The organism is Streptosporangium sp. DT93 (assembly GCF_049844535.1).
Lineage (GTDB): Bacteria > Actinomycetota > Actinomycetes > Streptosporangiales > Streptosporangiaceae > Streptosporangium.
In genome coordinates this window covers 94,120-115,173 of sequence record NZ_JBNCLF010000010.1, presented here as the reverse complement: position 1 = coordinate 115,173, position 21,054 = coordinate 94,120, and the positions used below count along the sequence as shown (strand labels likewise).

18 protein-coding genes and 1 tRNA gene are annotated in these 21,054 nt (G+C 74.0%); 6 read left to right on the top strand and 13 right to left on the bottom strand.

The features are described 5' to 3' along the window. The 5 genes from ACLQ2R_RS22055 to ACLQ2R_RS22035 form a co-directional block, all read right to left on the bottom strand. A complete protein-coding gene (locus ACLQ2R_RS22055; RefSeq protein ID WP_425962189.1) occupies nucleotides 1-1,107 on the bottom strand; it encodes a BMP family ABC transporter substrate-binding protein in 1,107 nt (368 codons plus the stop codon). 116 nt (nucleotides 1,108-1,223) lie between these two features. Further along, nucleotides 1,224-1,892 (bottom strand): flavin reductase family protein, encoded by a 669-nt coding sequence (locus tag ACLQ2R_RS22050; protein WP_425962187.1) that lies wholly within the window; start codon nucleotides 1,890-1,892, stop codon nucleotides 1,224-1,226. Beyond that, nucleotides 1,889-3,337: an amidohydrolase family protein gene (locus ACLQ2R_RS22045; protein ID WP_425962185.1), complete on the bottom strand. Its 1,449-nt coding sequence runs from the start codon at nucleotides 3,335-3,337 to the stop codon at nucleotides 1,889-1,891. The genes ACLQ2R_RS22050 and ACLQ2R_RS22045 overlap by 4 nt, the downstream gene beginning before the upstream one ends. Continuing rightward, nucleotides 3,334-4,362, bottom strand: coding sequence for a zinc-binding dehydrogenase (locus ACLQ2R_RS22040; RefSeq protein WP_425962183.1), 1,029 nt, complete (start codon nucleotides 4,360-4,362; stop codon nucleotides 3,334-3,336). Before ACLQ2R_RS22040 ends, ACLQ2R_RS22045 begins: the two co-directional genes overlap by 4 nt. Before the next feature lie 359 nt (nucleotides 4,363-4,721). Further along, entirely contained in the window at nucleotides 4,722-6,194 is a 1,473-nt protein-coding gene (locus ACLQ2R_RS22035; protein ID WP_425962181.1) for an aldehyde dehydrogenase family protein, read from the bottom strand. Nucleotides 6,195-6,268: 74 nt separating this feature from the next. Here ACLQ2R_RS22035 and ACLQ2R_RS22030 point away from each other — a divergent pair, with 74 nt between their 5' ends. The 3 genes from ACLQ2R_RS22030 (at nucleotide 6,269) to ACLQ2R_RS22020 (ending at nucleotide 10,286) form a co-directional block, all read left to right on the top strand. Further along, the gene (locus ACLQ2R_RS22030; RefSeq protein WP_425962180.1) at nucleotides 6,269-7,351 is read left to right on the top strand and encodes an NAD(P)-dependent alcohol dehydrogenase; all 1,083 of its coding nucleotides are present in this window, start codon (nucleotides 6,269-6,271) and stop codon (nucleotides 7,349-7,351) included. 156 nt (nucleotides 7,352-7,507) lie between these two features. Continuing rightward, nucleotides 7,508-9,745, top strand: coding sequence for a cytochrome P450/oxidoreductase (locus tag ACLQ2R_RS22025; protein ID WP_425962178.1), 2,238 nt, complete (start codon nucleotides 7,508-7,510; stop codon nucleotides 9,743-9,745). A gap of 52 nt (nucleotides 9,746-9,797) precedes the next feature. Next, complete coding sequence (locus tag ACLQ2R_RS22020; RefSeq protein WP_425962176.1) at nucleotides 9,798-10,286, top strand: ribosomal protein L7/L12; 489 nt, start codon at nucleotides 9,798-9,800, stop codon at nucleotides 10,284-10,286. Between the two features lie 169 nt (nucleotides 10,287-10,455). On the opposite strand, the gene ACLQ2R_RS22015 is transcribed toward ACLQ2R_RS22020, so the two are convergent. The 5 genes from ACLQ2R_RS22015 to ACLQ2R_RS21995 all read right to left on the bottom strand — a co-directional run bounded on the left by ACLQ2R_RS22015 (nucleotide 10,456) and on the right by ACLQ2R_RS21995 (nucleotide 16,340). After that, entirely contained in the window at nucleotides 10,456-10,725 is a 270-nt protein-coding gene (locus tag ACLQ2R_RS22015; protein ID WP_425962174.1) for a hypothetical protein, read from the bottom strand. Between the two features lie 331 nt (nucleotides 10,726-11,056). Further along, a complete protein-coding gene (gene fdhA, locus ACLQ2R_RS22010) occupies nucleotides 11,057-12,280 on the bottom strand; it encodes a formaldehyde dehydrogenase, glutathione-independent (RefSeq protein ID WP_425962172.1) in 1,224 nt (407 codons plus the stop codon). Between the two features lie 301 nt (nucleotides 12,281-12,581). Then, nucleotides 12,582-14,429, bottom strand: coding sequence for a SelB C-terminal domain-containing protein (locus ACLQ2R_RS22005; RefSeq protein WP_425962171.1), 1,848 nt, complete (start codon nucleotides 14,427-14,429; stop codon nucleotides 12,582-12,584). Then, entirely contained in the window at nucleotides 14,429-15,751 is a 1,323-nt protein-coding gene (gene selA, locus ACLQ2R_RS22000) for an L-seryl-tRNA(Sec) selenium transferase (RefSeq protein ID WP_425962169.1), read from the bottom strand. The genes ACLQ2R_RS22005 and selA overlap by 1 nt, the downstream gene beginning before the upstream one ends. A gap of 328 nt (nucleotides 15,752-16,079) precedes the next feature. Next, on the bottom strand, nucleotides 16,080-16,340 hold the full coding sequence (locus tag ACLQ2R_RS21995) for a hypothetical protein (protein ID WP_425962168.1): 261 nt from the start codon (nucleotides 16,338-16,340) through the stop codon (nucleotides 16,080-16,082). A 3-nt stretch (nucleotides 16,341-16,343) separates the two neighbouring features. Between ACLQ2R_RS21995 and ACLQ2R_RS21990 the strand changes: the two genes are divergently transcribed. After that, the gene (locus ACLQ2R_RS21990; RefSeq protein WP_425962166.1) at nucleotides 16,344-16,478 is read left to right on the top strand and encodes a hypothetical protein; all 135 of its coding nucleotides are present in this window, start codon (nucleotides 16,344-16,346) and stop codon (nucleotides 16,476-16,478) included. A gap of 302 nt (nucleotides 16,479-16,780) precedes the next feature. After that, complete coding sequence (locus ACLQ2R_RS21985; protein WP_425962164.1) at nucleotides 16,781-17,281, top strand: TIGR03618 family F420-dependent PPOX class oxidoreductase; 501 nt, start codon at nucleotides 16,781-16,783, stop codon at nucleotides 17,279-17,281. Between the two features lie 366 nt (nucleotides 17,282-17,647). On the opposite strand, the gene ACLQ2R_RS21980 is transcribed toward ACLQ2R_RS21985, so the two are convergent. Then, a tRNA-Sec gene (locus ACLQ2R_RS21980) sits at nucleotides 17,648-17,743 on the bottom strand. An 87-nt stretch (nucleotides 17,744-17,830) separates the two neighbouring features. Here ACLQ2R_RS21980 and selD point away from each other — a divergent pair. Then, the gene (gene selD / locus ACLQ2R_RS21975) at nucleotides 17,831-18,904 is read left to right on the top strand and encodes a selenide, water dikinase SelD (protein ID WP_425962162.1); all 1,074 of its coding nucleotides are present in this window, start codon (nucleotides 17,831-17,833) and stop codon (nucleotides 18,902-18,904) included. A gap of 142 nt (nucleotides 18,905-19,046) precedes the next feature. Here the strand turns inward: selD and nrfD are convergent, their stop codons facing one another. Together nrfD and ACLQ2R_RS21965 are read right to left on the bottom strand one after the other, a co-directional pair. Continuing rightward, nucleotides 19,047-20,165 carry an NrfD/PsrC family molybdoenzyme membrane anchor subunit gene (gene nrfD, locus ACLQ2R_RS21970; RefSeq protein ID WP_425962160.1) on the bottom strand — a complete coding sequence of 373 codons (1,119 nt, stop codon included), beginning with the start codon at nucleotides 20,163-20,165 and terminating at the stop codon, nucleotides 19,047-19,049. Beyond that, nucleotides 20,162-21,052: a 4Fe-4S dicluster domain-containing protein gene (locus ACLQ2R_RS21965; RefSeq protein ID WP_425962438.1), complete on the bottom strand. Its 891-nt coding sequence runs from the start codon at nucleotides 21,050-21,052 to the stop codon at nucleotides 20,162-20,164. The genes nrfD and ACLQ2R_RS21965 overlap by 4 nt, the downstream gene beginning before the upstream one ends. Between the last annotated feature and the right edge of the window lie 2 nt (nucleotides 21,053-21,054).

Sequence of the window (21,054 nt, the reverse complement as noted above, 5' to 3'; positions counted from 1 at the left end):
TCAGGAACCGAGCTTCTTCACTGTCGCCTTGGTGTCGATCTTCTTGCTGCCCACGTCGGCGATGAAGGTCTCCAGCTTCTTCTGCTGGTCGGGGGTGGGCTTGCAGATCTTCACCGTGGGGAACGGGTCGACGCCCAGCGTCCAGACCTTCTCCACGCCCATCTGCAGCTTCGCCTTGGAGAAGTCCTCCAGGGCGGCCCTGAAGTAGTCGCCGGGGCTGAACAGCACCGAGATGTCGAAGACCGGCTTGGTGGAGGCGCAGCGGTCGGTGCCCGGGGTGAGGGTGAGCACGTCCTTGCTGTTGGCCAGCTCCGCCGAGGCGTCGGTGGCGCCGCCCAGGTAGGGGTAGATGACCTTGACGCCCTGGCTGATCTGGGCCTGGGTGGCCTCCTTGGCCTTGGCCGAGTCGTTGAGGTCGCCGGTGAAGGTCGTCACCATGGTGCCGTTGGGGACCACCAGCTTGATGCCCGCCCTGAACGCGGCGGCCGCCTGGGTGGTGAAGTCGGCCTCGGGGCCGGTCACGAAACCGGCCTTGGTCTGACCGGCGTCCTTCATGACCAGGCCGGCCGCGTACCCGGCGGCGAGCATGCTCTGGTCGGCCTCGTCGGTGGAGAGCACGATCTTCGGGGTCTGCTGGATGTTGTCGGACGAGGGCACGTACCAGGCGGTCTTCGCGCAGACCGGCTCCTCCGAGGCCGGGATCGCGTCCCGCAGCTCCGAGGCGCCCAGCGCCACCATGTCGACCTTCTGCTGGCACAGCGCCCGCGCGGCGTTGAGCGCCTCGCTGGTGTTGACGCTGCCGCGCTTGATGATCGTCCAGCCCTGCGCGGTGGCGAACTCCTGGGCGGTGTCGACGAAGCTCTGGTAGTAGCCCTTGTCGTTGATGTCGCCGGGGCTCAGCACCCCGATGACGACCTTGCCGTCGCCGTTGACGTCGGGCTGGCCCGCGAGCACGGTGCCGCCGTCGGTCTTGGCGCCCGCGTCGCTGGGGGCGGCGGCCGGGGCCGGCGCCGTGGCGTCGTTGCTCGCGCAGCCGGCCAGTGCCAGCGCGCTCAGGCACGCGGTCAGTGCGGCCGTGGCCCGGCCCGTTCGATAGTGTGCGGCCATGACGATCCTCTCGATCTGATGCACGCGCGCCGCCCGACGGCGCGCAAGGGGGACGAAGCTTTGTCGCCGGCGGGGATGCGGGCTTTGCCGAGCCCCTCCCCCGCCCGCGAGGCGGGTCAGGCGAGCACCTCCTCCTCGCCGGCCGGCAGGTCGGCGTAGGCGACGCGTTCCTGGTGGAAGACCGTCTCCTCGGTCGCCGCGACGAACCAGGGGAACCCCATCCGTCCGACGGCGTGCACCTTGGTCGGGTCGATCCTGCCGGGGGAGGACATGATCGATTCGTCCGCGGTGATGCAGACCACCTCGGCGATCACGATGTGCACCCCCGAGAAGCAGGAGGTCGGGTCGCCCCGGTCGATGACCTCGCGCACCCGGCACTCCAGGTGGGCGGGGCTGCCGGCCAGCGAGGGCGGCGCCACGACCGCCGACGGCACGGTGTTCCAGCCCACGAGCCCGGCCTCGTCCACGCCGGCCGGGTACTCCCTGGCCACCGTCTCGATGTGCTCGGCCAGGGCCGTGGTGGTCACGTTGATCACGAACTCGCCCGAGGCGCTGATGTTGACCCAGCTGTCCTTGGGCTCGTCCGTCGCCTCCCTGACCGTGCCGATGGTGACCGCGACGAGCGGGGGCTCGCCGCAGATCGGCATGTAGTAGCTGAACGGGGCGACGTTCACGGCGCCCTCGGCGTCCAGCGTCGTGATCATCGCGATCGGACGCGGTACCACGAGCTGGGAGAGCAGCCCCTGCTTCTGCGCCGGCGTCCGGCCGGCGAGGTCGATGATCATCCGCGTACTCCCTGGATGTGGTCTTCCGCCGGCAGGGTCTGCCAGCGGTGCGGGACCTCGATGCCGGTCCGCGCGAGGAGCGCGGCGGAACGTTCCCGCGCCTCCTTCGCGAGGGCGCCGAGGTCGACGGTGGTGATCCGGCGGTCGCGCACGACCACCCGGCCGTCGACGAGGACGTCGCGGACGGTGTGGCTGGGGGCGCCCCAGACGAGGTGGGTGGCGAGGTCCCCGCGGGGGATCCAGGCGGGGTCGCGGGTGTCCATCACCACGAGGTCGGCGGCCTTGCCGACCTCGATCGAGCCGACCAGGTCGCCCAGGCCGACCGCGGCGGCCCCGTCGATCGTGGCCAGGGCGAACGCCCGGTCGGCGCCGAGGACGGGCCGCGTGTCGCGGTCGCGCTCCAGCGCGGCCAGCAGGCGGGCGGCGCCCAGCAGGTCGGGGGCGTCGCCGGCGTTGTGCGAGTCGCAGCCCAGGGCGACCCGGCCGCCGCGGTGGACGAGCTCGGCGTGCCGGCCGGCGCGGGCGTACCCCTGGCCCAGGCGCAGGTACGCCCCCGGGCAGGAGGCCACCGCGGTACGCGTCTCGACGAGGGCGTCGAGCTCGGCGTCGTCCAGCCAGACGGCGTGGCCGAGCACCAGGTCGGGACCCAGCACGCCGAGGTCGCGCAGGTGCAGCACCGGCCGGGTGCCCGAGCGGCGGGCGTAGGCGTGGACGTCGGCCTCGCCCGGCGAGATGTGCCAGGTCAGGCCGACCCCCAGCCGCGCGGCCAGCTCGGCGGCGCCGGCGAACAGCTCGTCGCTCGCCAGGTCGTGGCCGACCAGGGTGACCCAGCCGGTGACGGTCCCGCCGGGCGGCAGCGCCCGTACGGTCTCCTCCTGCAGGGCCAGGGTCTCGGCGGCGGGCAGCGCGTGGACGGCGCCGGGCACGTCCCAGCCCCAGCGGCCGACCCGGGCGCGGACGCCGGCGGCGCGCAGGCCCGCGGCGACCCGCAGCGGGTGGGCGACCGTGCCCGGCTCCAGCAGGGTGGTGACCCCGCGCAGCAGCGACTCGGCGGCGGTCAGGGTGGCCGACAGCTCGTCGTCGTCGCCGGTGACCTTGCCGTGCAGCGGGACGATCCAGTCGAAGATCGACTCCTGGGAGTCGATGTCGTCCGGGATCATGCTGCGGACCAGCGGGTCGGCGGTGGTGTGCTGGTGGGCGTTGATCAGGCCGGGGATGACGACGCAGCCGTCCGCGTCGAGCTCGGGGGTGCCGGGGAAGGCCTCCCGCAGCACGGAGGCGGGGCCGATCGCGGCGATGCGCCCGGCGGCGACGGCCACGGTGGCACCGGTGACCACCTCGCGGCGCGGCGACATCGTCACCACGTCCCCGCCGACGATCAGCAGGTCGGCGGCGGAACCTCCGCGTCCCGGCCCGGGGGCGGGGTGGGCGCGCGGCGCGTTCACGGCCGCACCAGGACCCTGCCGACCAGGTCGCGCGAGCCCTCCAGGTCGAAGGTCTCGTACAGGTCCTCCAGGCCGCACTCGGCGGCGCGGACGGTGCGCAGGCCGCCCGCGGCGTACGCGGCGAGCATGGCGGAGAAGTCGGCCGGGGTGTAGGCGCCGGCGCCCAGCAGGCGGATCCCGCGGTGGTACATCTCGGCGAGGGAGAGCGTGACCTGGTCGCCGCCGGTGTTGCCGAAGGTCACCAGGCGCCCCCCGATCCGCAGGCAGTCCAGCGACCGGCGCCAGGTGGCGGCGCCCACGTGGTCGAGGACGACGTCGGCGCCCCGGCCGCCGGTGTGCTCGCGGACGGCGTCGGCCAGCGGCTGGTCGTTGCGCACCAGCAGGTCCGCGCCGAGCCCTGCGGCCACGGCGAGCTTCTCGTCGTTGCCGGCCACCGCCACCACCCGGGCCCCGGCCCGCGTGGCGAGCTGGATCGCGGCGATGCTCACCGAGCCCGCGGCGCCCTGGATCACCACGACGTCACCGGCGCCGATCCCGGCGACGGTGTGCACGGCGTGCCAGGCGGTGCTCCACGGCGTGGGCAGGCAGGCGGCCTCGTCGAGGCCGACGTGGCCGGGCACGGGGTGCGCCAGGTGGGCGGGGACGGCCACGAGCTCGGCGTAGCCGCCCGGAACGTTCCCGCCGATCACCCGCAGGCCGGCGCAGTGGCCGCTGTCGCCGGCCAGGCAGTGCGGGCAGGTGCCGCAGCCCAGCGTGGGGTCGACCACGACCCGGTCGCCGGTACGGGCCGTGGTGACCGCGCTCCCGGCCGCCGCCACGGTCCCGGCGATGTCCATGCCGGCGATGTGCGGCAGGCTGAAGCCGGGCAGGATGCCGGGGCCCCGGCGCTGGAGCAGGTCGAGCCGGTTGAGGGCGCACCCGTCGACCTGGACGACCACGTCGAGCGGGCCGGGCTCGGGATCGGCGACCCGCTGGACGCTCACCGCCTCCGGACCGCCGAAGGCCGTCTGGACCAGTGCTCGCACGCTACCCTCCAAGCGATCGTAATTCACGATGGCGTCTCGCATTGTGATTCTGGGTCGCAATGCGTCGTACTCTGCCTCCGCTCCGGGGACCTGTCAATGCCTCCGGAGCCAACTGCTCCCCGCGTCACACGCTTGTTACATCCGCGTCTTCCGCGATCGATATCCGCAGGTTGGAACGGTCCCGCTGCGGGCCGCCGGGTGATGACCGGAGGCGGCCCCGGACCGGGGCCCAGAGCCGGGGGCCGGACCGGAGCCCGGGCCAGGGCCCGGCCGGATGCCCGGCAGAGGCCCCGGCGGCGGGTTTCCCTGCGGCCCGTCGAAGCTCCCGGGGACGGCCACGCGCCGTTCCCGGCGGCCCCTCAGCGCGGGGGCGTCCCGTCGAGCAGGCGGATGGCGACCGCCTTCTCCTGGGTGTACTCCCGCATCGCCGCGTATCCCCCGCCCCGGCTGAACCCGCTGTCCCTCTGCATGTTGAAGGGGAAGCCGATGACCCCGGCGTCGGCGAACTGGTTGACCGACACCTGGCCGGAGCGTACCTCCTGCGCCAGGCGCAACGCCCGCGAGACGTCGCCGGTCCAGATGCAGGCCAGCAGCCCGAAGTCGGTGTCGTTCATCATCTCCAGCGCCTGGCGGGTGCCGGAGAACTCCTGGACGGCGAGGACCGGGCCGAAGACCTCCTGCCGGGACAGCCGGGAGCGCGGGTCCACGCCGTCGAAGAGCGAGGGCTGGACGAACCAGCCGCCGCCCTCCCCCTCGGCGGCGGGGCCGCCCCCGGTGACCAGGCGGGCCCCCTCGGCGGGGGCGCCCTCCAGGAAGCCGAGCACCCTGCGGTACTGGGCCTCGTTGACCAGCGGCCCCATGTCGAGATCGGCGTCCCACGGCCCGACCCGGACGGCCCGCATCAGGGCGGCCACCCGCTCCACGACCTCCCCGGCGACGGAGGACTCCACCAGCAGCCGGGAGCCGGCGTAGCAGTTCTGCCCGGCGTTCTCGGTGATGGAGCCCACGATCGCCGGGATCGCGACGTCGAGGTCGGCGTCGGCGAAGAGCACGTTGGGCGACTTGCCGCCCAGCTCCAGCTTGACCGGGACCAGGTTCTCGGCCGCGGCCCGCATGATCGCGCGGCCCGTGGTCGTGGAGCCGACGAAGCTGATGTGGCCGACGCCGGGGTGGGAGGTGAGCGCGGCGCCGGCGTCGGCGCCGACCCCGGCGAGCACGTTGAGCACGCCGGGCGGGAACCCGGCCCTGCGGGCCAGCTCGGCGAGCGCGAACGGCGCCAGCGGCGCCACCTCCGACGGCTTGAGCACCACCGTGTTGCCCGCCGCCAGGGCCGGCGCCACGTTGGCCGCGGTGAGCACCATGGGAACGTTCCAGGGGATGATGACGGCGCAGACGCCGTACGGCTCCTGCAGGGTGTATCCGAGGTAGTCGGGGGTCCGGGTGGGCAGCGTGACACCGGTGAGCTTGTCGGCGGCGCCGGCGAAGTACTCCACGATGCCCTGGGCGATGAAGACGTTCGTCCGGCCGCCCGAGAGCGGCTTGCCGACGTCCATGGCCTCCAGCCGGGCCAGGTCCTCCATGTGCTCGCCGATCAGCTCCGCCCAGCGGTGCAGCAGCCTGCCGCGCTCGGAGGCCGAGGTCGCGGCCCAGCCGGGGAAGGCCCGCCGGGCCGCCGCGACGGCGTCGCCGACGTCTCCGGCACCGGCGCGGGCCACCGTCTGGAGGGTCTCACCGGTGGCCGGATCGACGACGGGCAGCTCGCCGGCGTCCCGGGCGGCTGTCCACTCGCCGTCGACGAGCTGCTGGGCGGGTGGGATGAGGAGTTCGGCCATGATGGGAATCCTTGACCCCTTCCGTTCTGCATGTCAAGATGCCATCTCGTTTTATGAAAACACTTGGGGGGTCCGTGCGCATCACCGCCGCCGTTCTGGAGACCGCCGGGGGGCCCTTCGTCCTCCGGGACGTCGATCTTGAGGAGCCCCGGGCCGACGAGGTGCTGGTCCGCGTGGTCAGCACCGGCATCTGCGGCACCGACCTGGAGTTCGCCGGGTTCTTCCCCACCCCCGCCGTGCTGGGCCACGAGGGCGCCGGGATCGTCGAGCGGGTCGGCTCGCGGGTCACCTCCGTCTCCCCCGGTGACCATGTGGCGATGAGCTTCACCTCCTGCGGGGCCTGCCCGGCCTGCCTGACCGGCTCCCCGGCCTACTGCCGCGACTTCGACGCCCTCAACTTCGGCGGCCACCGGGCCGACGGCTCCTCGGCGCTCTCGCTGGACGGCGCCCCGGTCAACGCCCACTTCCTGGGCCAGTCCTCCTTCGCCACCCACGTCGTGGCCCCCGAGCGCGCCGTCGTGCGCGTCGGCGCGAGCCTCGACCTGACCCATGTCGGCCCCTTCGGCTGCGGCCTGCAGACCGGCGCGGGCGGGGTGTTCAACGTGCTGCGCCCCGGCCCCGGCTCCTCCATCGCCGTCTTCGGGGCCGGCGCGGTGGGCGTGGCGGCGATCATCGCGGCGTCCCTCAGCGGCTGCTCGGTCGTGGCGGCGGTCGACGTCAACCCGGCCAAGCTGGAGGCGGCCCGCTCCTACGGCGCGACGCACACGGTCGACTCCTCCGCCGCCGACCCGGCCGCCGCGCTGCGCGAGATCGCCCCGCACGGGTTCGAGTTCACCGTCGACACCACCGGGCGCCAGGAGGTGCTGCGCACCGCCGTGGAGGCACTGGCCCCGCTCGGCCGGTGCGGCGTGATCGGCGTGGGCCCCAGCCAGGACATCAGCCTCGACTGGCGCAGCGTCCTCAACGGCCGCACCGTCACCGGCATCATCGCCGGCTCCAGCCTGCCGCAGGTCTTCCTGCCCCGGCTGCTGGACCTGTACGCCGCGGGCCGCTTCCCGGTGGAGAGGATGATGACCACCTACCCCTTCGAGCGGATCGGCGACGCGATCGCCGACCTACGCGCCGGAACGACCGCCAAGGCCGTCCTGACCTTCTGACCTCGCGACATCCTTCCGCGGCGACGTGATGTCGCTGCGACATGCGAGACGTTGTCTCGTGATCCGCATCGGGTTAGACTTCCCGGACCCAGAACACCCAGTGGCGCGGCTGGGCAACACCGCGCATCGTTCGTATGGATATGGGGCCTGTGCGCCATGACCCAGCAGACTGAGTTCGACCACCACTCCGCGGCCTGCACCGCCGATCCGGTCGACTACTACCGGTCCTTCCGCGAGCAGTGCCCGGTCGGCAGGACCGAGGCCCACGGCGGATTCGTCTACACGACCCGCTACGCCGACGTGGCCAGGATCGCCCGCGACGACGACACCTTCTCCTCCTCCCGGGCCTCCTCGGGCGTCGACCGGGTCGCGATCGTCATCCCCAGCGGGCCCGGCCTGGAGCAGTACCCGATCGAGCTGGACCCGCCGGAGTCCACCGGGTACCGCGACCTGATCAACCCGCTGCTCACCCCGGACGCCGTCGACGCGCTCCGGCCGATGATCGCCCGGCACGCGACGCGCGTCGTCGACGCGTTCGTCGAGCACGGCTCGGCCGACTTCGTCCGTGACCTGACCAACCCGCTGCCCGCGGCGGTCACCCTGGACTGGCTGGGCTTCCCCGAGGAGGACTGGGCCCGCCTGGCCGGCCCGATCCACGACATCTTCGCCGCGCCCGCCGACAGCGATCGGGCCCGCCGGGGCGCCGAGGGCCTGGCCTACATGGAGCGGCGGATCCGCGAGATCGTCCGTCAGCGCCGGGCCGAGCCGACCTCGGACGCGACGAGCGTCCTGGCCGCGCGGACCGGCCCCGACGGCCTCCCGTACGGCGAGGACGAGCTGGTCTCGGTGATCGGGCTGCTCATCGCGGGCGGCGTGGACACCACCACCTCGCTGACCGGCTCGGTGCTGGTGCACCTGAGCCGTCACCCCGACCAGCTCCGGCGCCTGATCGACTCGCCCGACCTGCTCGACTCGGCGACCGAGGAGTTCCTGCGGGCGTTCGCCCCCTCGCAGTCCATGGCGCGCACGGCGCGCGCCGACACCGAGATCGGCGGCTGCCCGGTACGGGCCGGCGAGCGCGTGCTGATCCCGTGGGTGGCCGCCAACCACGACCCGGCCGTCTTCCCCGACCCGGCCGAGGTGCGCCTGGACCGGGACGCCGCGCGCCACCTCAGCTTCGGTATCGGCACGCACCGCTGCGCCGGGGCGCACCTGGCCCGCGCCATGTTCCGCGAGATGATCACCCAGGTGCTGACCCGGCTGCCCGCTTTCCGGGTCCTGGAGGAGGGGCTCGTCGCCTATCCCACCCGGGGCAACCAGTCCGGCTGGGACGCGATCCCGGCCGTCTTCCCGGCCGGCCCCCGGCTGGGCTCCGGCACCGCGTCCGGTTCCGCGTCCGGTTCCGGCGCCGTCGGGGCGCCGCTCTTCGGGCAGGCCGTCTCCTTCGAGGCCGTCGTCGTCGGGACCGAGCCGGTCGCCGACGGCGTGCTGGCGCTGACCCTGGCCAGGGCCGGCGGCGGCGACCTTCCCGCCTGGGAGCCCGGCGCGCACCTGGAGTTCCGCCTGCCCTCGGGCCGCGTCCGGCAGTACTCCCTCTGCGGCGACCCGGCCGAGCGGGACCGCTACCGGGTGGCGGTGCTGCGCGAGGAGAACGGCCGCGGCGGCTCCGCCGAGATGCACGAGATCGCCCGCGAGGGCGTCGTCGTCGGCGTGCGGGGGCCGCGCAACCACTTCCCGCTGGTGCCCGCCGACGACTACCTGTTCGTCGCGGGCGGCATCGGCGTCACGCCGATCCTCGCCATGGCACGGGCCGTCGCCCTGCGGGGCGCCGCCTTCCGCGTCCTGTACGGGGGGCGCTCCCGCGCGACCATGGCCTTCCGCGACGAGCTGGCCGGGTACGCGGGCGATCGCGCCGAGCTGGTCCCCCAGGACGAGCTCGGCCTGCCCGACCTGGCCGCCGTCCTGGCCGCGGCGGGTCCCGCCACCGCGATCTACTGCTGCGGCCCGGCCGGGATGATCGAGGCGGTCGAGCGGGCCTGCGAGCGGCTGGGCCTCACCGGGCGGCTGCACGTGGAGCGCTTCGGCGCCGGGGACGACCTGGAGACGGTCTTCGACCCGGCGGCCAACACCGCCTTCGACGTGCACCTGGCCCGAACCGGGCGGACCGTGCGGGTCCGGCCCGACCAGCGGCTCATCGAGGCGGTCCGCGAGGCCGTCCCCGGCCTGTCCTACGACTGCGAGAAGGGCTACTGCGGGGCGTGCGAGACACGGGTGCTGGCGGGAACGCCCGAGCACCGCGACTCGCTGCTCACCGCCGAGGAGCGGGAGGCCGGGCGGACGATGATGATCTGCGTCGGCCGCTCCTGCTCACCGCGCCTCGTCCTGGACCTGTGAGGGGCCGGTCCGCGACCTGTACGCCCGTCGGGAGGCACCGTACGATGCGGCCATGCCGAATCTTGGACCGACCGAGCTGCTGATCATCCTTCTCCTGTTCGTGGCGATCCCCGCCCTGCTGATAACGGCGGCCCGGAGGGCCTCCCGCAGGTCCTCCGGGGCGCAGGTCGCTCCGGTGAAGGCGGCGGCACCGGCGCCGGGGGACCTGCGCGAGCTCGTCACCGGGCTGACCCGCCGGGGGCAGAAGATCCAGGCGATCAAGGAGTTGCGCCGTCACACCGCGCTCGGCCTGGCCGAGGCCAAGGCGGTCGTCGACGCGGTGGAGGCGGGGCACGACATGTGGGGCCACCCCCTGATGGCCCGGTTCCGGCCCGTGAATCCCGTGACCACGCCCCACACCGGCACGAACGGGGCCGGAGACCTGGCGAGCCGGGTGCGCGCGCTCAAGGCCGCCGGACGCGCCGAGCAGGCGGTCCACCTGGTACGCGGCGAGACCGGCATGGGCGAGCGCGAGGCGGTGCTGTTCGTCGAGTCGCTCTGAGGCGGTGGACGCGGGGACGGCGGGCCCTCGGCCGTCCGTCCGCCCGGCCTCTCGATACAGCGGCCGCTCCGCCCGGCCTCTCGGCACGGCGGCCGCTCCGCCCGGCGGCTCGGTCGGAGCGGCCGTTCGATCCGGCGGCTCGGTCATAGCGGCTCGGTACAGCGGCCGTTCAGTTGCCCAGTGGTTCGACGTAGCGGCCGTCGAAGTGGAGCGAGCTCTGGCTGGCGAGGCCGCTGTAGGCGTACTCGACGCCCACCAGGGCCACGTGCTCGCCCACCCTGAACTCCAGGGCCTTCTTGCTCATCAGCAGGCGGCTCTCCTCCACGACCTGGCCGTCGAGCTTCACCACGATCTTGCCGGTCATGGAGCTGTGCTCGACCTCGATGTCGCGTTCCTGCCCGTCGACGTCCAGGCGCCAGACGTTGTTCGCTTCGCTCATGCTCGCTCCCGTGTTCTCGCCGGATCACGGCCCTGACCGTGGCCCGCACCTGGACGGTCCCTTACCGGCTTTGCCGGATATATACATTTCGCCAGGCTAAAAGTCTCCGTGGGAACGCGACGAGCGCCGGACGGGAACGTGGCGAGAAGACCGCGAGGACGAGCCGGAGCGGCCCTGGGCTCCGGAGCCGAACCGGGCCGGGCCGAGCCGGACCGAGCCGGACCGAGCCGAACCGGCCGGGGCCGGGACCCGGGCGGACCGGGTCCCGGCACCGGCGCGCCGCCCGGCCACCGGGATACGTGACCCGGTGACCGGTGAGCCGGTCAGGTGGTCAGGCGGCCGTGCCGAGCATCCCGTTCGGGTCGAGGACGAACTTGGACGCCGCGCCCTGGTCGAAGTCCTCGTACCCCTTGGGCGCCTGCTCCAGCGGGATCGGCACCGCGTTGACCGCCTTGGCGATCTGCACCTTGTCGTGCAGGATCGCCTGCATCAGCCGGCGGTTGTAGCGCATGACCGGGGTCTGGCCGGTGGTGAAGGAGAGCGACTTGGCCCAGCCCAGGCCGAACTGCAGGGAGAGCGACCCGTGCTTGGAGGCCTCGTCGTGGGCTCCGGGGTCACCGGTCACGTACAGGCCCGGGATGCCGAGCGCCCCGCCCGCACGGGTGACCTGCATGAGCGTGTTGAGCACGGCGGCGGGCTGCTCCTCCCCGGAGCTCGCGCCGTGACCGCGCGCCTCGAAGCCGACGGCGTCGACGGCGCAGTCGACCTCCGGCTCGCCGAGGATCTGCTCGATCTGGTCCGGCAGCTCCCCCTGGGACACGTCCGCGGTCTCGCAGCCGAAGCTGCGGGCCTGCTCCAGGCGTTCCTTGTTCAGGTCGCCGACGATCACCGCGGCGGCGCCGAGCAGGAGCGCGGAGACGGCCGCGGCCAGCCCGACCGGACCGGCGCCCGCGATGTAGACGGTCGATCCCGGCCCCACCCCGGCGGTGACACAGCCGTGGAAACCGGTCGGGAAGATGTCGGTGAGCATGGTCAGGTCGAGGATCTTCTCCATCGCCTGGTCCCGGTCGGGGAACTTCAGCAGGTTCCAGTCGGCGTAGGGGACCAGGACGTACTGGGCCTGCCCGCCGACCCAGCCGCCCATGTCGACGTAGCCGTACGCCGAACCGGGCCGGTCGGGGTTGACGTTCTCGCAGATCCCGGTCTTGCCCTCCTTGCAGTTGCGGCAGCGGCCGCAGGCGATGTTGAAGGGCACCGAGACGAGGTCGCCCACCGAGACGAACTCCACGCCCGGACCGACCTCGACGACCTCGCCGGTGATCTCGTGACCGAGGATCAGCCCGTGCGGGGCGGTGGTGCGGCCCCTGACCATGTGCTGGTCGCTGCCGCAGATGTTCGTCGCGACGGTCTTGACGATCGCGCCGTGCGGGACCTTGCGTCCCACGTTGGCCGGGTTGACCCCTGGCCCGTCCTTGAGCTCGAACTCGGGGTAGTCGATGTTCTCCACCGTCACCTTGCCCGGCCCCTGGTACGAGACGGCCTTGTTGCTCGGCATGACGTCCTCCCTTTCCCTCGTGGTGCCCTTCCGCGCGCGGTCGCTGCCTGCGGGGGGTGAGGGGGGGTCCGTGACGACCGGGTCCGGGCCGGGAACGATCGTTCCCGGACATGGTGCTCCACGCATGGTTCTCCCCGTTTTCACTGCGTTTCCCACCCTGTACCTGGGGTTTTCAGCACCCCCGGGGAGATCCGGCGCCCCCGTCCGGCCCCGGCACCGGGCGCTCAGGAGGTCCGGTCCCCGGCCATCCGGGAGAGCACGGCCCTCCCGGGCACCCCCGGGAGTCCGGAACCCCTGATGTTCAGAGGGTCCGGCACCGCCTGAGGACGCCGTCGAGCCGCTCGGTGAACCCGCGCCGGTCGAGGTGCTCCAGGAGCGGCACCGCGACCCTGCGGCTGGTGCCGAGGGCCTGCCTCGCCTGGCTGACCGTGAACGGCTGCGGCAGCCGGGCGAGCACCCGCGCGGCCCGGGCGTCCGCGCCGGGCAGCAGCACGATCCCCTCGGCCACCCTCAGCAGCGCCCCCGCCCGTACGGCCGCCGCCACCTCGCGGGGCCCCAGCCCCAGCCGGGCCAGGCGGTCCGCCTCCGGTGCCCGGAAGGGGCCAGAGGCCAGGTCGGCGCCGAGCCGTTCGACGGCGCGGGCAACCGGCGCGGGCAGCCCGGCCTGTCCGGTCCGTCCGGCCTGGTCGGTCACCAGCCGCCCTCCGGCCAGGGCGAGCGGGGGCCGGACCAGTGCCGCGACCAGCCGCCGCTCGGGCAGGCCGAGCTCGTGGCGGGCCGCCTCCACCGGCATGCCGGGCTCCAGCGGGTGCGCCGCCGCGTACCGCCGCACCACCTCGGGCAGCCGCTCCCCCAGCCCCGACCAGTACGCCGGATCGGCGTGCCAGTCGGCGCAGACCGGCCCGGTCCCGGGGGCTCGGCCCAGGGCGCGCAGCTCGGCGGCGCGCAGCAGCAGATGGGTGCCGAGCAACGAGGCCGCGTCCGGTACGGCCCGGGCCAACCGCGCCGCCCGCTCCCGTGCCGCGCCCCGGCGGCGCAGCTCGGGCGGGCGGGGGTCGAGCACCCGGGCCCCTGCCAGCACCCGCGCCTCGCCTCGGCTGCGCCCGGGATCGCGCAGCAGCAGCACGTCACCGGCGTGCAGGGGCAGCGGCCGGGCCAGGCGGAGCCGGGCGATCCGCCCGCCGAGCGGCCGCACCGAGCAGATCACCGCGGCGGAGCCGAGGTGCGCGGTCAGCCGCCCCGGCAGGTCCGCCGCCCCCCACCCCGCGCCGGGACCCGCGGAGACGTTCTCTCCCGGGTGCCCCGCCGATCCCGGCGGTTCCGGCGGTCCTGGAGGCCCGGCCGGGCTCAGCCGCACGTCGACCAGGTCGGTACGCGTCCACGCGCCCGGGGTGACCAGGGCCGTGCCGCGCTCGACGGGCCCCGGGCAGCGCAGGTTGAGCGCGACCCTGGCCACGCCGTTCACCGAGGTCACCGGCTCCTTCAGGCACTCCAGCGCCCGGACGCGCGCGGGGGTGTCGCCCAGGAGCAGCTCGTCCCCGGCCGAGACGGTGCCCGCGGGCAGCGTGCCGGTCACCACGGTCCCGCTGCCGCGCACGGTGAACACGCGGTCGATCCAGAGCCGTACCGGCGCGGCGGGGTCGGCCGGAGGCAGGGCCGCCACCAGCCGGTCCAGCGCCCGCCGCAGCTCGTCGAGGCCCTGGCCGGTGCGCCCGCTCACGGCCAGCGCCTCGACCCCGGCCAGGCCGCCCGCGGCCAGCCGGTCCCGTGCCGTACGGGTGGCGGGGGCGGGGTCGGCGAGATCGGCGCGGGTCACCACGAGCAGGCCGTGCCGCACGCCCAGCGCCTCCAGCGCCACCAGGTGCTCCTCCGACTGCGGCATCCAGCCCCCGTCCGCCGCGACCACGAACACGACGGCCGGGGCCGGGCCTGCCCCGGCCAGCATGGTGGCCAGGAAGCGTTCGTGGCCGGGCACGTCGACGAAGGCCAGCCGCTCCCCCGAGGGCAGCGTCGTCCAGACGTGGCCGAGCTCGATCGTCAGGCCCCGCCGCCGCTCCTCCTCCAGCCGGTCGGGCTCCATCCCGGTCAGCGCCCGTACCAGCGTGGACTTGCCGTGGTCGACGTGTCCTGCGGTGGCGACGACGTGCATCAGGCGTCCGCCCCCAGGACCGCCCGCGCCACGTCGCCGTGGGCTCGCAGGACCACCCGCGCCACGTCGTCGTCGGCTCCGGCGGGCACGGCGCGCAGGTCCAGCAGCAGGCGGCGGCCCTCCACCCGGCCCACGACCGCGGGGTCGCCGGTCCGCAGGGGGCGGGCGAACCGCTCGGGCAGGCTGAGCGCGGCGCTCGGCAGCCTCACCCCGGGCGCCCCGCCCCCGCCCACCGCGGCCTCGCTGGGCACGGCGCGAGCGTCGATCCCGGCCTCGGCCAGCCGCCGGGCGAGCGCGCCGGCGCGCTCGCGCAGCATCTCGGGGTCGGCGCGCAGCGCCTGCCGGACCGGGCTTTCGGGACCGCGCAGGGTGGCCTCCAGCGCGGCCAGCGTCAGCTTGTCCACCCGCAGCGCGCGGGCCAGGGGGTGCCGCCTGCACCGCTCGACCAGGTCGCGGCGGCCCAGCAGCAGCCCGGCCTGCGGCCCGCCGAGCAGCTTGTCCCCGCTGGCCGTGACCAGGGCGGCCCCGGCCGCCAAGGCGCTCGCCGCGTCGGGTTCGCCGGGCAGCAGCGGCTCGCGCGCGAGCAGGCCGGAGCCGATGTCGGCCACCACCGGCACGCCGAGGCCGGAGAGCTCACCGACCCCGGCCGAGCCGGTGAAGCCCTCGACCCGGAAGTTCGACGGGTGCACCTTGAGGACGAACCCGGTCCCTGGGCCCACCGCCGCGCGGTAGTCGGCGCAGGAGGTGCGGTTGGTGGTGCCCACCTCGCGCAGCCTGGCACCGGTGGAGACGAGCAGGTCGGGGATGCGGAACCCGTCGCCGATCTCCACCAGCTCGCCCCTGCTGACCACGATCTCCCGTCCGGCGGCGAGCGCGGTGGCCACTAGGACGAGCGCGGCGGCGTTGTTGTTGACCACGTGCACGTCCCCGGCGGCGGGCACGGCCCGCGCGAGCGCCTCCAGCGCGCCCCGTCCCCGGCGGGCACGGGCACCGGTGGCCAGGTCGAACTCCACGTCGACGGGGCCGGCCGAGGCCAGGGCCGCCGCCCGCGCGGCCTCCGACAGGGGGGCGCGGCCGAGGTTGGTGTGGACCAGCACCCCGGTCATGTTGATCACCGGCCGTGGGCTCGCCGGGTACGGCGGCAGCGCCGCCACCGCCGCGTCCGCCACCTCCCGCGGATCGAGCCCGCCCTGACGCGCGCGCTGCTGGGCCGCGGTCACGACCTCTTTGACGACGGCCCGGCCGAGCCGCTCCACCGCCGCGACGAGCCGGGGATCGGCGAGGACGGCGTCGGTACGCGGCACGAGCCTTCGTGAGTCCACACCTCGAACGTAGAGCGAGCCCACCCCGGAACCGAAGCCGCCGGGCCGTGACTCCCCGCCTCGGCGGTTTCGACGTCCCCCTTCGCGATCAGGGGCAGTTCCAGCTTTCGCGCCAGCGGGGTCGCGAGCGTGCTCTTACCCGAGCCCGGCAGTCCGTTCACGATGACGAACGTGTTCATTGCGTCCTCTCCTGTCCGGCCCGGAAAGGGCATCACGAGATCAGTCGCATCCGGTCATCGTCCGCGAAAGCGGTCCTCCTGCGGCTCTCCCGTCGCGCTCTCCCCCTGGTTCTGCCGCACCCGTTCGTGCCGGTCGCGTTGACGGCGCGTCAGCGGACCGGGGACGGGCTCTCCGGTGTCGCCGCCCGCCGCCGGCGGGCGGGAAGACGGCCGGCCCACCGCAGTCCTCGGAAGAGGAACCGGACCACTCCGAAGAGGAACGCCATCATGAACAGCTGGGAGCACACGAACAGAACCTCGGCGAGTAACGCCCGGTCGCTTCCACGTGCCCATTCCTGGAATCCCGTCGTGACGACCGCGCCCAGCACGTATCCGAACATCACCGAGGCCTCGCCGTACCCTGTGCGCATCAGTTGATCTTAGAGCCGTTCCGGATCCGCCGGGCGGGCCGCCAAGGGGCGACGGCCGGGTGGACGATCCTGAGCCGGGCCTGGTTCGCCCAGAACCTCACCGACCACGTCGCCCGGACCGACTTCGGCACCGGCTGACCGGTGAGCGGGGGCACGCAAAAGTAGGCCCGCAAAGGATCGTCTACAACGAACCTATCTGCTACGGTCTCTTCTGTTCCTTCTGGAGCGGAGGCGGTCATGGCGCGTACCGCGCCTTCTCCTCGGCCCGACCCGCACCGGCATCTTCCGATCGCGCCGACCGGTGCTCACCGGCCCGGCCGCCGCGATGCCGACGACGGTTCCGGGTGACGGCATCGCAACCGTGTCGATGCCATCGGTTCGCCCCGAAGCCACCTGATCACCAGCCCAGCGAAACACAGTGCAGACAGGAATCGATTCAAATGACCGAGCCGACCGCCACGGACGAGAACGACCAGGTCTCCGGACCCGCGCCGCGGGTCCTCACCGACGGGGAACTGGTGAGCCTGATCGGCAGGCAGCAGTTCGGCGTGCTGGCGACGGTGAAACGCAGTGGCCACCCCCATCTGTCCACCGTCCTCTACAACTGGGATCCCGAAGAGCGAATCGTACGGATCTCCACGACGAACGACCGCCTCAAGGCACGTCAGGCACGCGACAATCCCCGCCTCGCCCTGCATGTGAACGGGCCGGACATCTGGTCGTTCGCCGTCGCCGAGGGCGACGCGGAGGTGTCGGAGATCACGACCACGCCCGGGGACGCGATCGGCAGGGAACTTCTGGCCCTCACCCCGGGTTTCGAGAACCCGGCACAGGAGGCGGCGTTCCTCCGGCAGACGGTGAGGGAACAACGCGTGGTGATCAGGCTGCGGGTGTCACGTCTGTACGGCACCGCCCTGGACATTCCCACCGAGGACCGATGAGGCGGCCGCAGATCGCCAGGAGGGCGAAATGATCTGAGAACAAGGTCGACCCCGTACGACGGCACCGACGAGGACGAGCGAGGCGCTCGCATGTTCAGGAGCGGGTCACCCGCTTCCCGCTTCACCGTGTTGACGAGTTCCTCCGCCTCAGGTTCGGAGGAACCGTAGGGATCTTCCCGCGGCGGTGGAACGACCGCACGTGGCATCCCGACGACGCGGCGGAGAGGGTCGTGGTGCTTTTGCCTGAGCGCGAAGGGGCACGAGAGGCAAGATCATGACGCTGTTTTTCCATTTCGTTTCCGACGACCTTGCGTTTCGTCGTCTCCCCCAGGTCCCGCCCCTCACCCTTTCGCACATTCGGGCAGGTGGCGGAGGCGGACGGGAATCGAACCCGCCAGGCCGGGTGACCCGGCCTCGTCGGTTTTGAGGACCGCGGGGGCCACCAGGCACCCGGACACCTCCGGGGAGAACATACCCCCCGGTGGGTATGGGAACCGAGGCGGCGTGCCGGACGGCGGCGTGCCAGGGCCCGTCAGGGGTGGATTCGGGATGACGGACACCGAGGCGGAGCGGCGCTCTCCTCTCACGGCGGGCGGCGCGGTGCGGCTGACCCGGTACGCGCACGGCGGCGGCTGCGCCTGCAAGATCCCTCCCGGGGAGCTGGAGGCGGTGGTCGCGGGCCTGCTGGAGGAACCGGGCGGAGCGGGTGGTGGGTCCGACGGGCCGGGCGGTTACCCGCCGTTCAACGCCGAGCTGCTCGTCGGGCTGGACGACGGGGACGACGCCGCCGTGGTCCGCGTCGAGGGCGGGCGGGCGATCGTGGCCACCGCCGACTTCTTCACACCGGTGGTGGACGACGCCCGCGACTGGGGAAGGATCGCGGCGGCCAACGCCCTGTCGGACGTGTACGCGGTGGGCGGGGAGCCGCTGGTGGCGGTCAACCTGCTGGGCTGGCCCCGGGAGGTGCTGCCGATGGAGCTGGCCGGGGAGGTGCTGCGCGGCGGCCTGGAGGTGGCGCGGGCGGCGGGCTGTCACGTCGCGGGCGGCCACAGCGTCGACGACCCCGAGCCGAAGTACGGCATGGCGGTGACCGGGCTGGCCGACCCCGGACGGCTGCTGCGCATCGACCGCGGCCGGGCGGGCCTGCCCCTCTCGCTGACCAAGCCGCTGGGGGTCGGCGTGCTCAACACCCGGCACAAGGCGACCGGCGAGGTCTTCCCGCAGGCGATCGCCACGATGACCGCGCTGAACCGGGACGCCTCCCGTGCCGCGCTCGCCATCGGTGCGGAGTGCGCCACGGACGTGACCGGGTTCGGCCTGCTGGGGCACCTGTACAAGCTGGCCAGGGCGAGCGGCGTCACCGCGGTGGTCGACGTGGCGGCCGTGCCGTACCTGGAGGGCGCCCGCGGGGCGGTGCGGGACGGCCACGTCAGCGGCGGCACCCGGCGCAACCTGGCGTGGGTCCACCCGCACCTGGACCCGGGCCGTATCGGCGAGGAGGACCTGCTGCTGCTCGCCGACGCCCAGACCTCCGGCGGCCTGCTCGTGGCGGGAGAGGTCCCCGGCGCCCCCGTGGTCGGCGAGCTCGTCCCGTTCGACGGCGCGGCCCTGCGGCTGCGCTGACCGGGGCGGGGAGTGGCGGAACGGCATCGTGCCTCCCGCACCCGCCGCGCACGGGCGGGCGCGTCCCACGATCGGTCCGGCGGGCGCGGCGCCGTCGTCCAGGCGTCCGTGTCCGCGTCCTCCCGGCACGCGGCACCGTCGCTCAGACGTCCGCGTCCTCCCGGTGCGCGGTCTCCTGCCGGGCGGCCTCCAGTCGTGCCCGCTGGGGCACCACCGTGTACTTGGGGTCGGCGGCCGAGGCCTTGCCCGCCCGCAGCACACCGAAGCGGGTGCACAGGGCGCCCCCGGTGAGGGCCAGGCCCGAGAGCGCGGTGAGGGTCCGGCCGCGTCCGGCGACCGGGGCCAGCAGGCCCCCGGCCACCGTGAGGACGCGGGCCGCCCGCATCAGGCGGCCGGAGACGCCCTGCCGGTACGGTTCGCCGAGCATGCCGAGACGGTGCTCCAGCACCGCCCCGGCGACGGTCTCGACGGCGGCGCCCAGCGCGGCGACGGCGCGGGCCGGACCGGCGTCCCGGAGCGGGGTGGCCAGCATGCTCGCGGCGCCCGCCCCGGCCAGCGCGCTCCCGGCGAACAGGAACGGCAGCTCGCGGTGCCCCTCGTGCCAGGCGGGCACGGCGGTGTCGGCCACGAGCACCGCGGTGTAGGTCGCCATCAGCGGGCCGGTCAGCACGGCCGCCAGACCGGCCGCGTCACCGGCGGCGGGCAGGAGCGCGACCACCCGGGACGGCAGCACCGCGACGAGCCGGGCGCGCAGGACGTCGGCCTTCGCGGCTGCGGCGGGCGAGGAGGCGGGTCGCGTACCGGAGAGAACAGTCGCGAGCCGGGCGGGGAGGACCGCGGCGAGCCGCGAGGTCCGCGGGCCGGCGGGCGGTTCGCGCGGCGTCACCAGCGCCGAGCCGGCCGCGAGCGCCGCAAGGCCGCTGTGGGCGGCCAGCACCCAGGAGCCGACGCTCATCGGCGAGGTGGGCTTGAAGACGCGCAGCATGTTGAGGAACCGCGCGGGCCTGCCGAGCTCGGCGACCAGGAAGGCGGCACCGCCCGCGGCTCCCCCGGCCGCGACGACCCTGGCGGTGAGCGCGAGCCGGTCGCGGCCGGTGAGCGTGGCCATGGCGGCGAGCATCGACGCGGCACCGGACGTTCCCCCCAGGTACAGGTAGAGGGGCATGTGGGGTTCGTGCCAGATCGGCGACTTGATGATCGGCTGCCCGTAGTAGGAGCGGAACTCCGCCCGCGGGACCATCTCCTCCTCGCCCCGCCTCATCGCGACCGTCCTGGGAACGAGTGCGACCGGTCCAGGAAGGAGATCGCGACGGCCCCGGCCATGGACAGCGCCGCCCCGGCGGCCCATCCCCACATGGCGGGGAGATCCCGGGTGGTGACCACCGGATCGGGCGGCAGGCCGTACACCTCCGGCTCGTCCAGCAGCAGGAAGAACGCCCCGTCCCCGCCCACGCCGTCGCCGGGGTCGGCCCCGTACAGGCGGGCCTCGGAGCGGCCCTCGGCGTGCAGCCGTTCCAGGCGCCCGGCGGCGCGGGCGCGCAGCTCGTCCAGCGGCCCGAACTGGATGGAGTCGGTGGGGCACGCCTTGGCGCAGGCCGGTTCCAGCCCGCCGAGCTGGCGGTCGTGGCACATCGTGCACTTGAAGGCCCGGCCGTCGCCCTCCCTGCGGTCGATCACCCCGTACGGGCAGGCGGGCACGCAGTAGCCGCAGCCGTTGCAGACGTCGGCCTGGACCACCACGGTGTCGAACTCGGTGCGGAACAGCGCGCCGGTCGGGCAGACGTCCAGGCAGGCGGCGTGCGTGCAGTGCTTGCACACGTCCGAGGACATCAGCCAGCCTTCGATGTCCTCGAACCCGCCCGCGTCCGTGCCCGCTTTCCGTTCGTGCCCGCCGCCCGATCCGGTACCGTTCGGTCCGCCCGATCCGTCCAATAGGCCCAGTTCGTCCGGTCCGCGCTCGGGCCGTGACCGGCCCGGTTGTTCGATGAAGGCCACGTGCCGCCAGGTGTCGGCCCCCAGGCTGCCGGTGTTGTCGTAGGAGGTGGCGCGGAAGACGAACCCGTCGTCGGGCACGTGGTTCCACTCCTTGCAGGCGACCTCGCAGGCCTTGCAGCCGATGCAGATGCTCGTGTCGGTGAAGAAGCCCATCC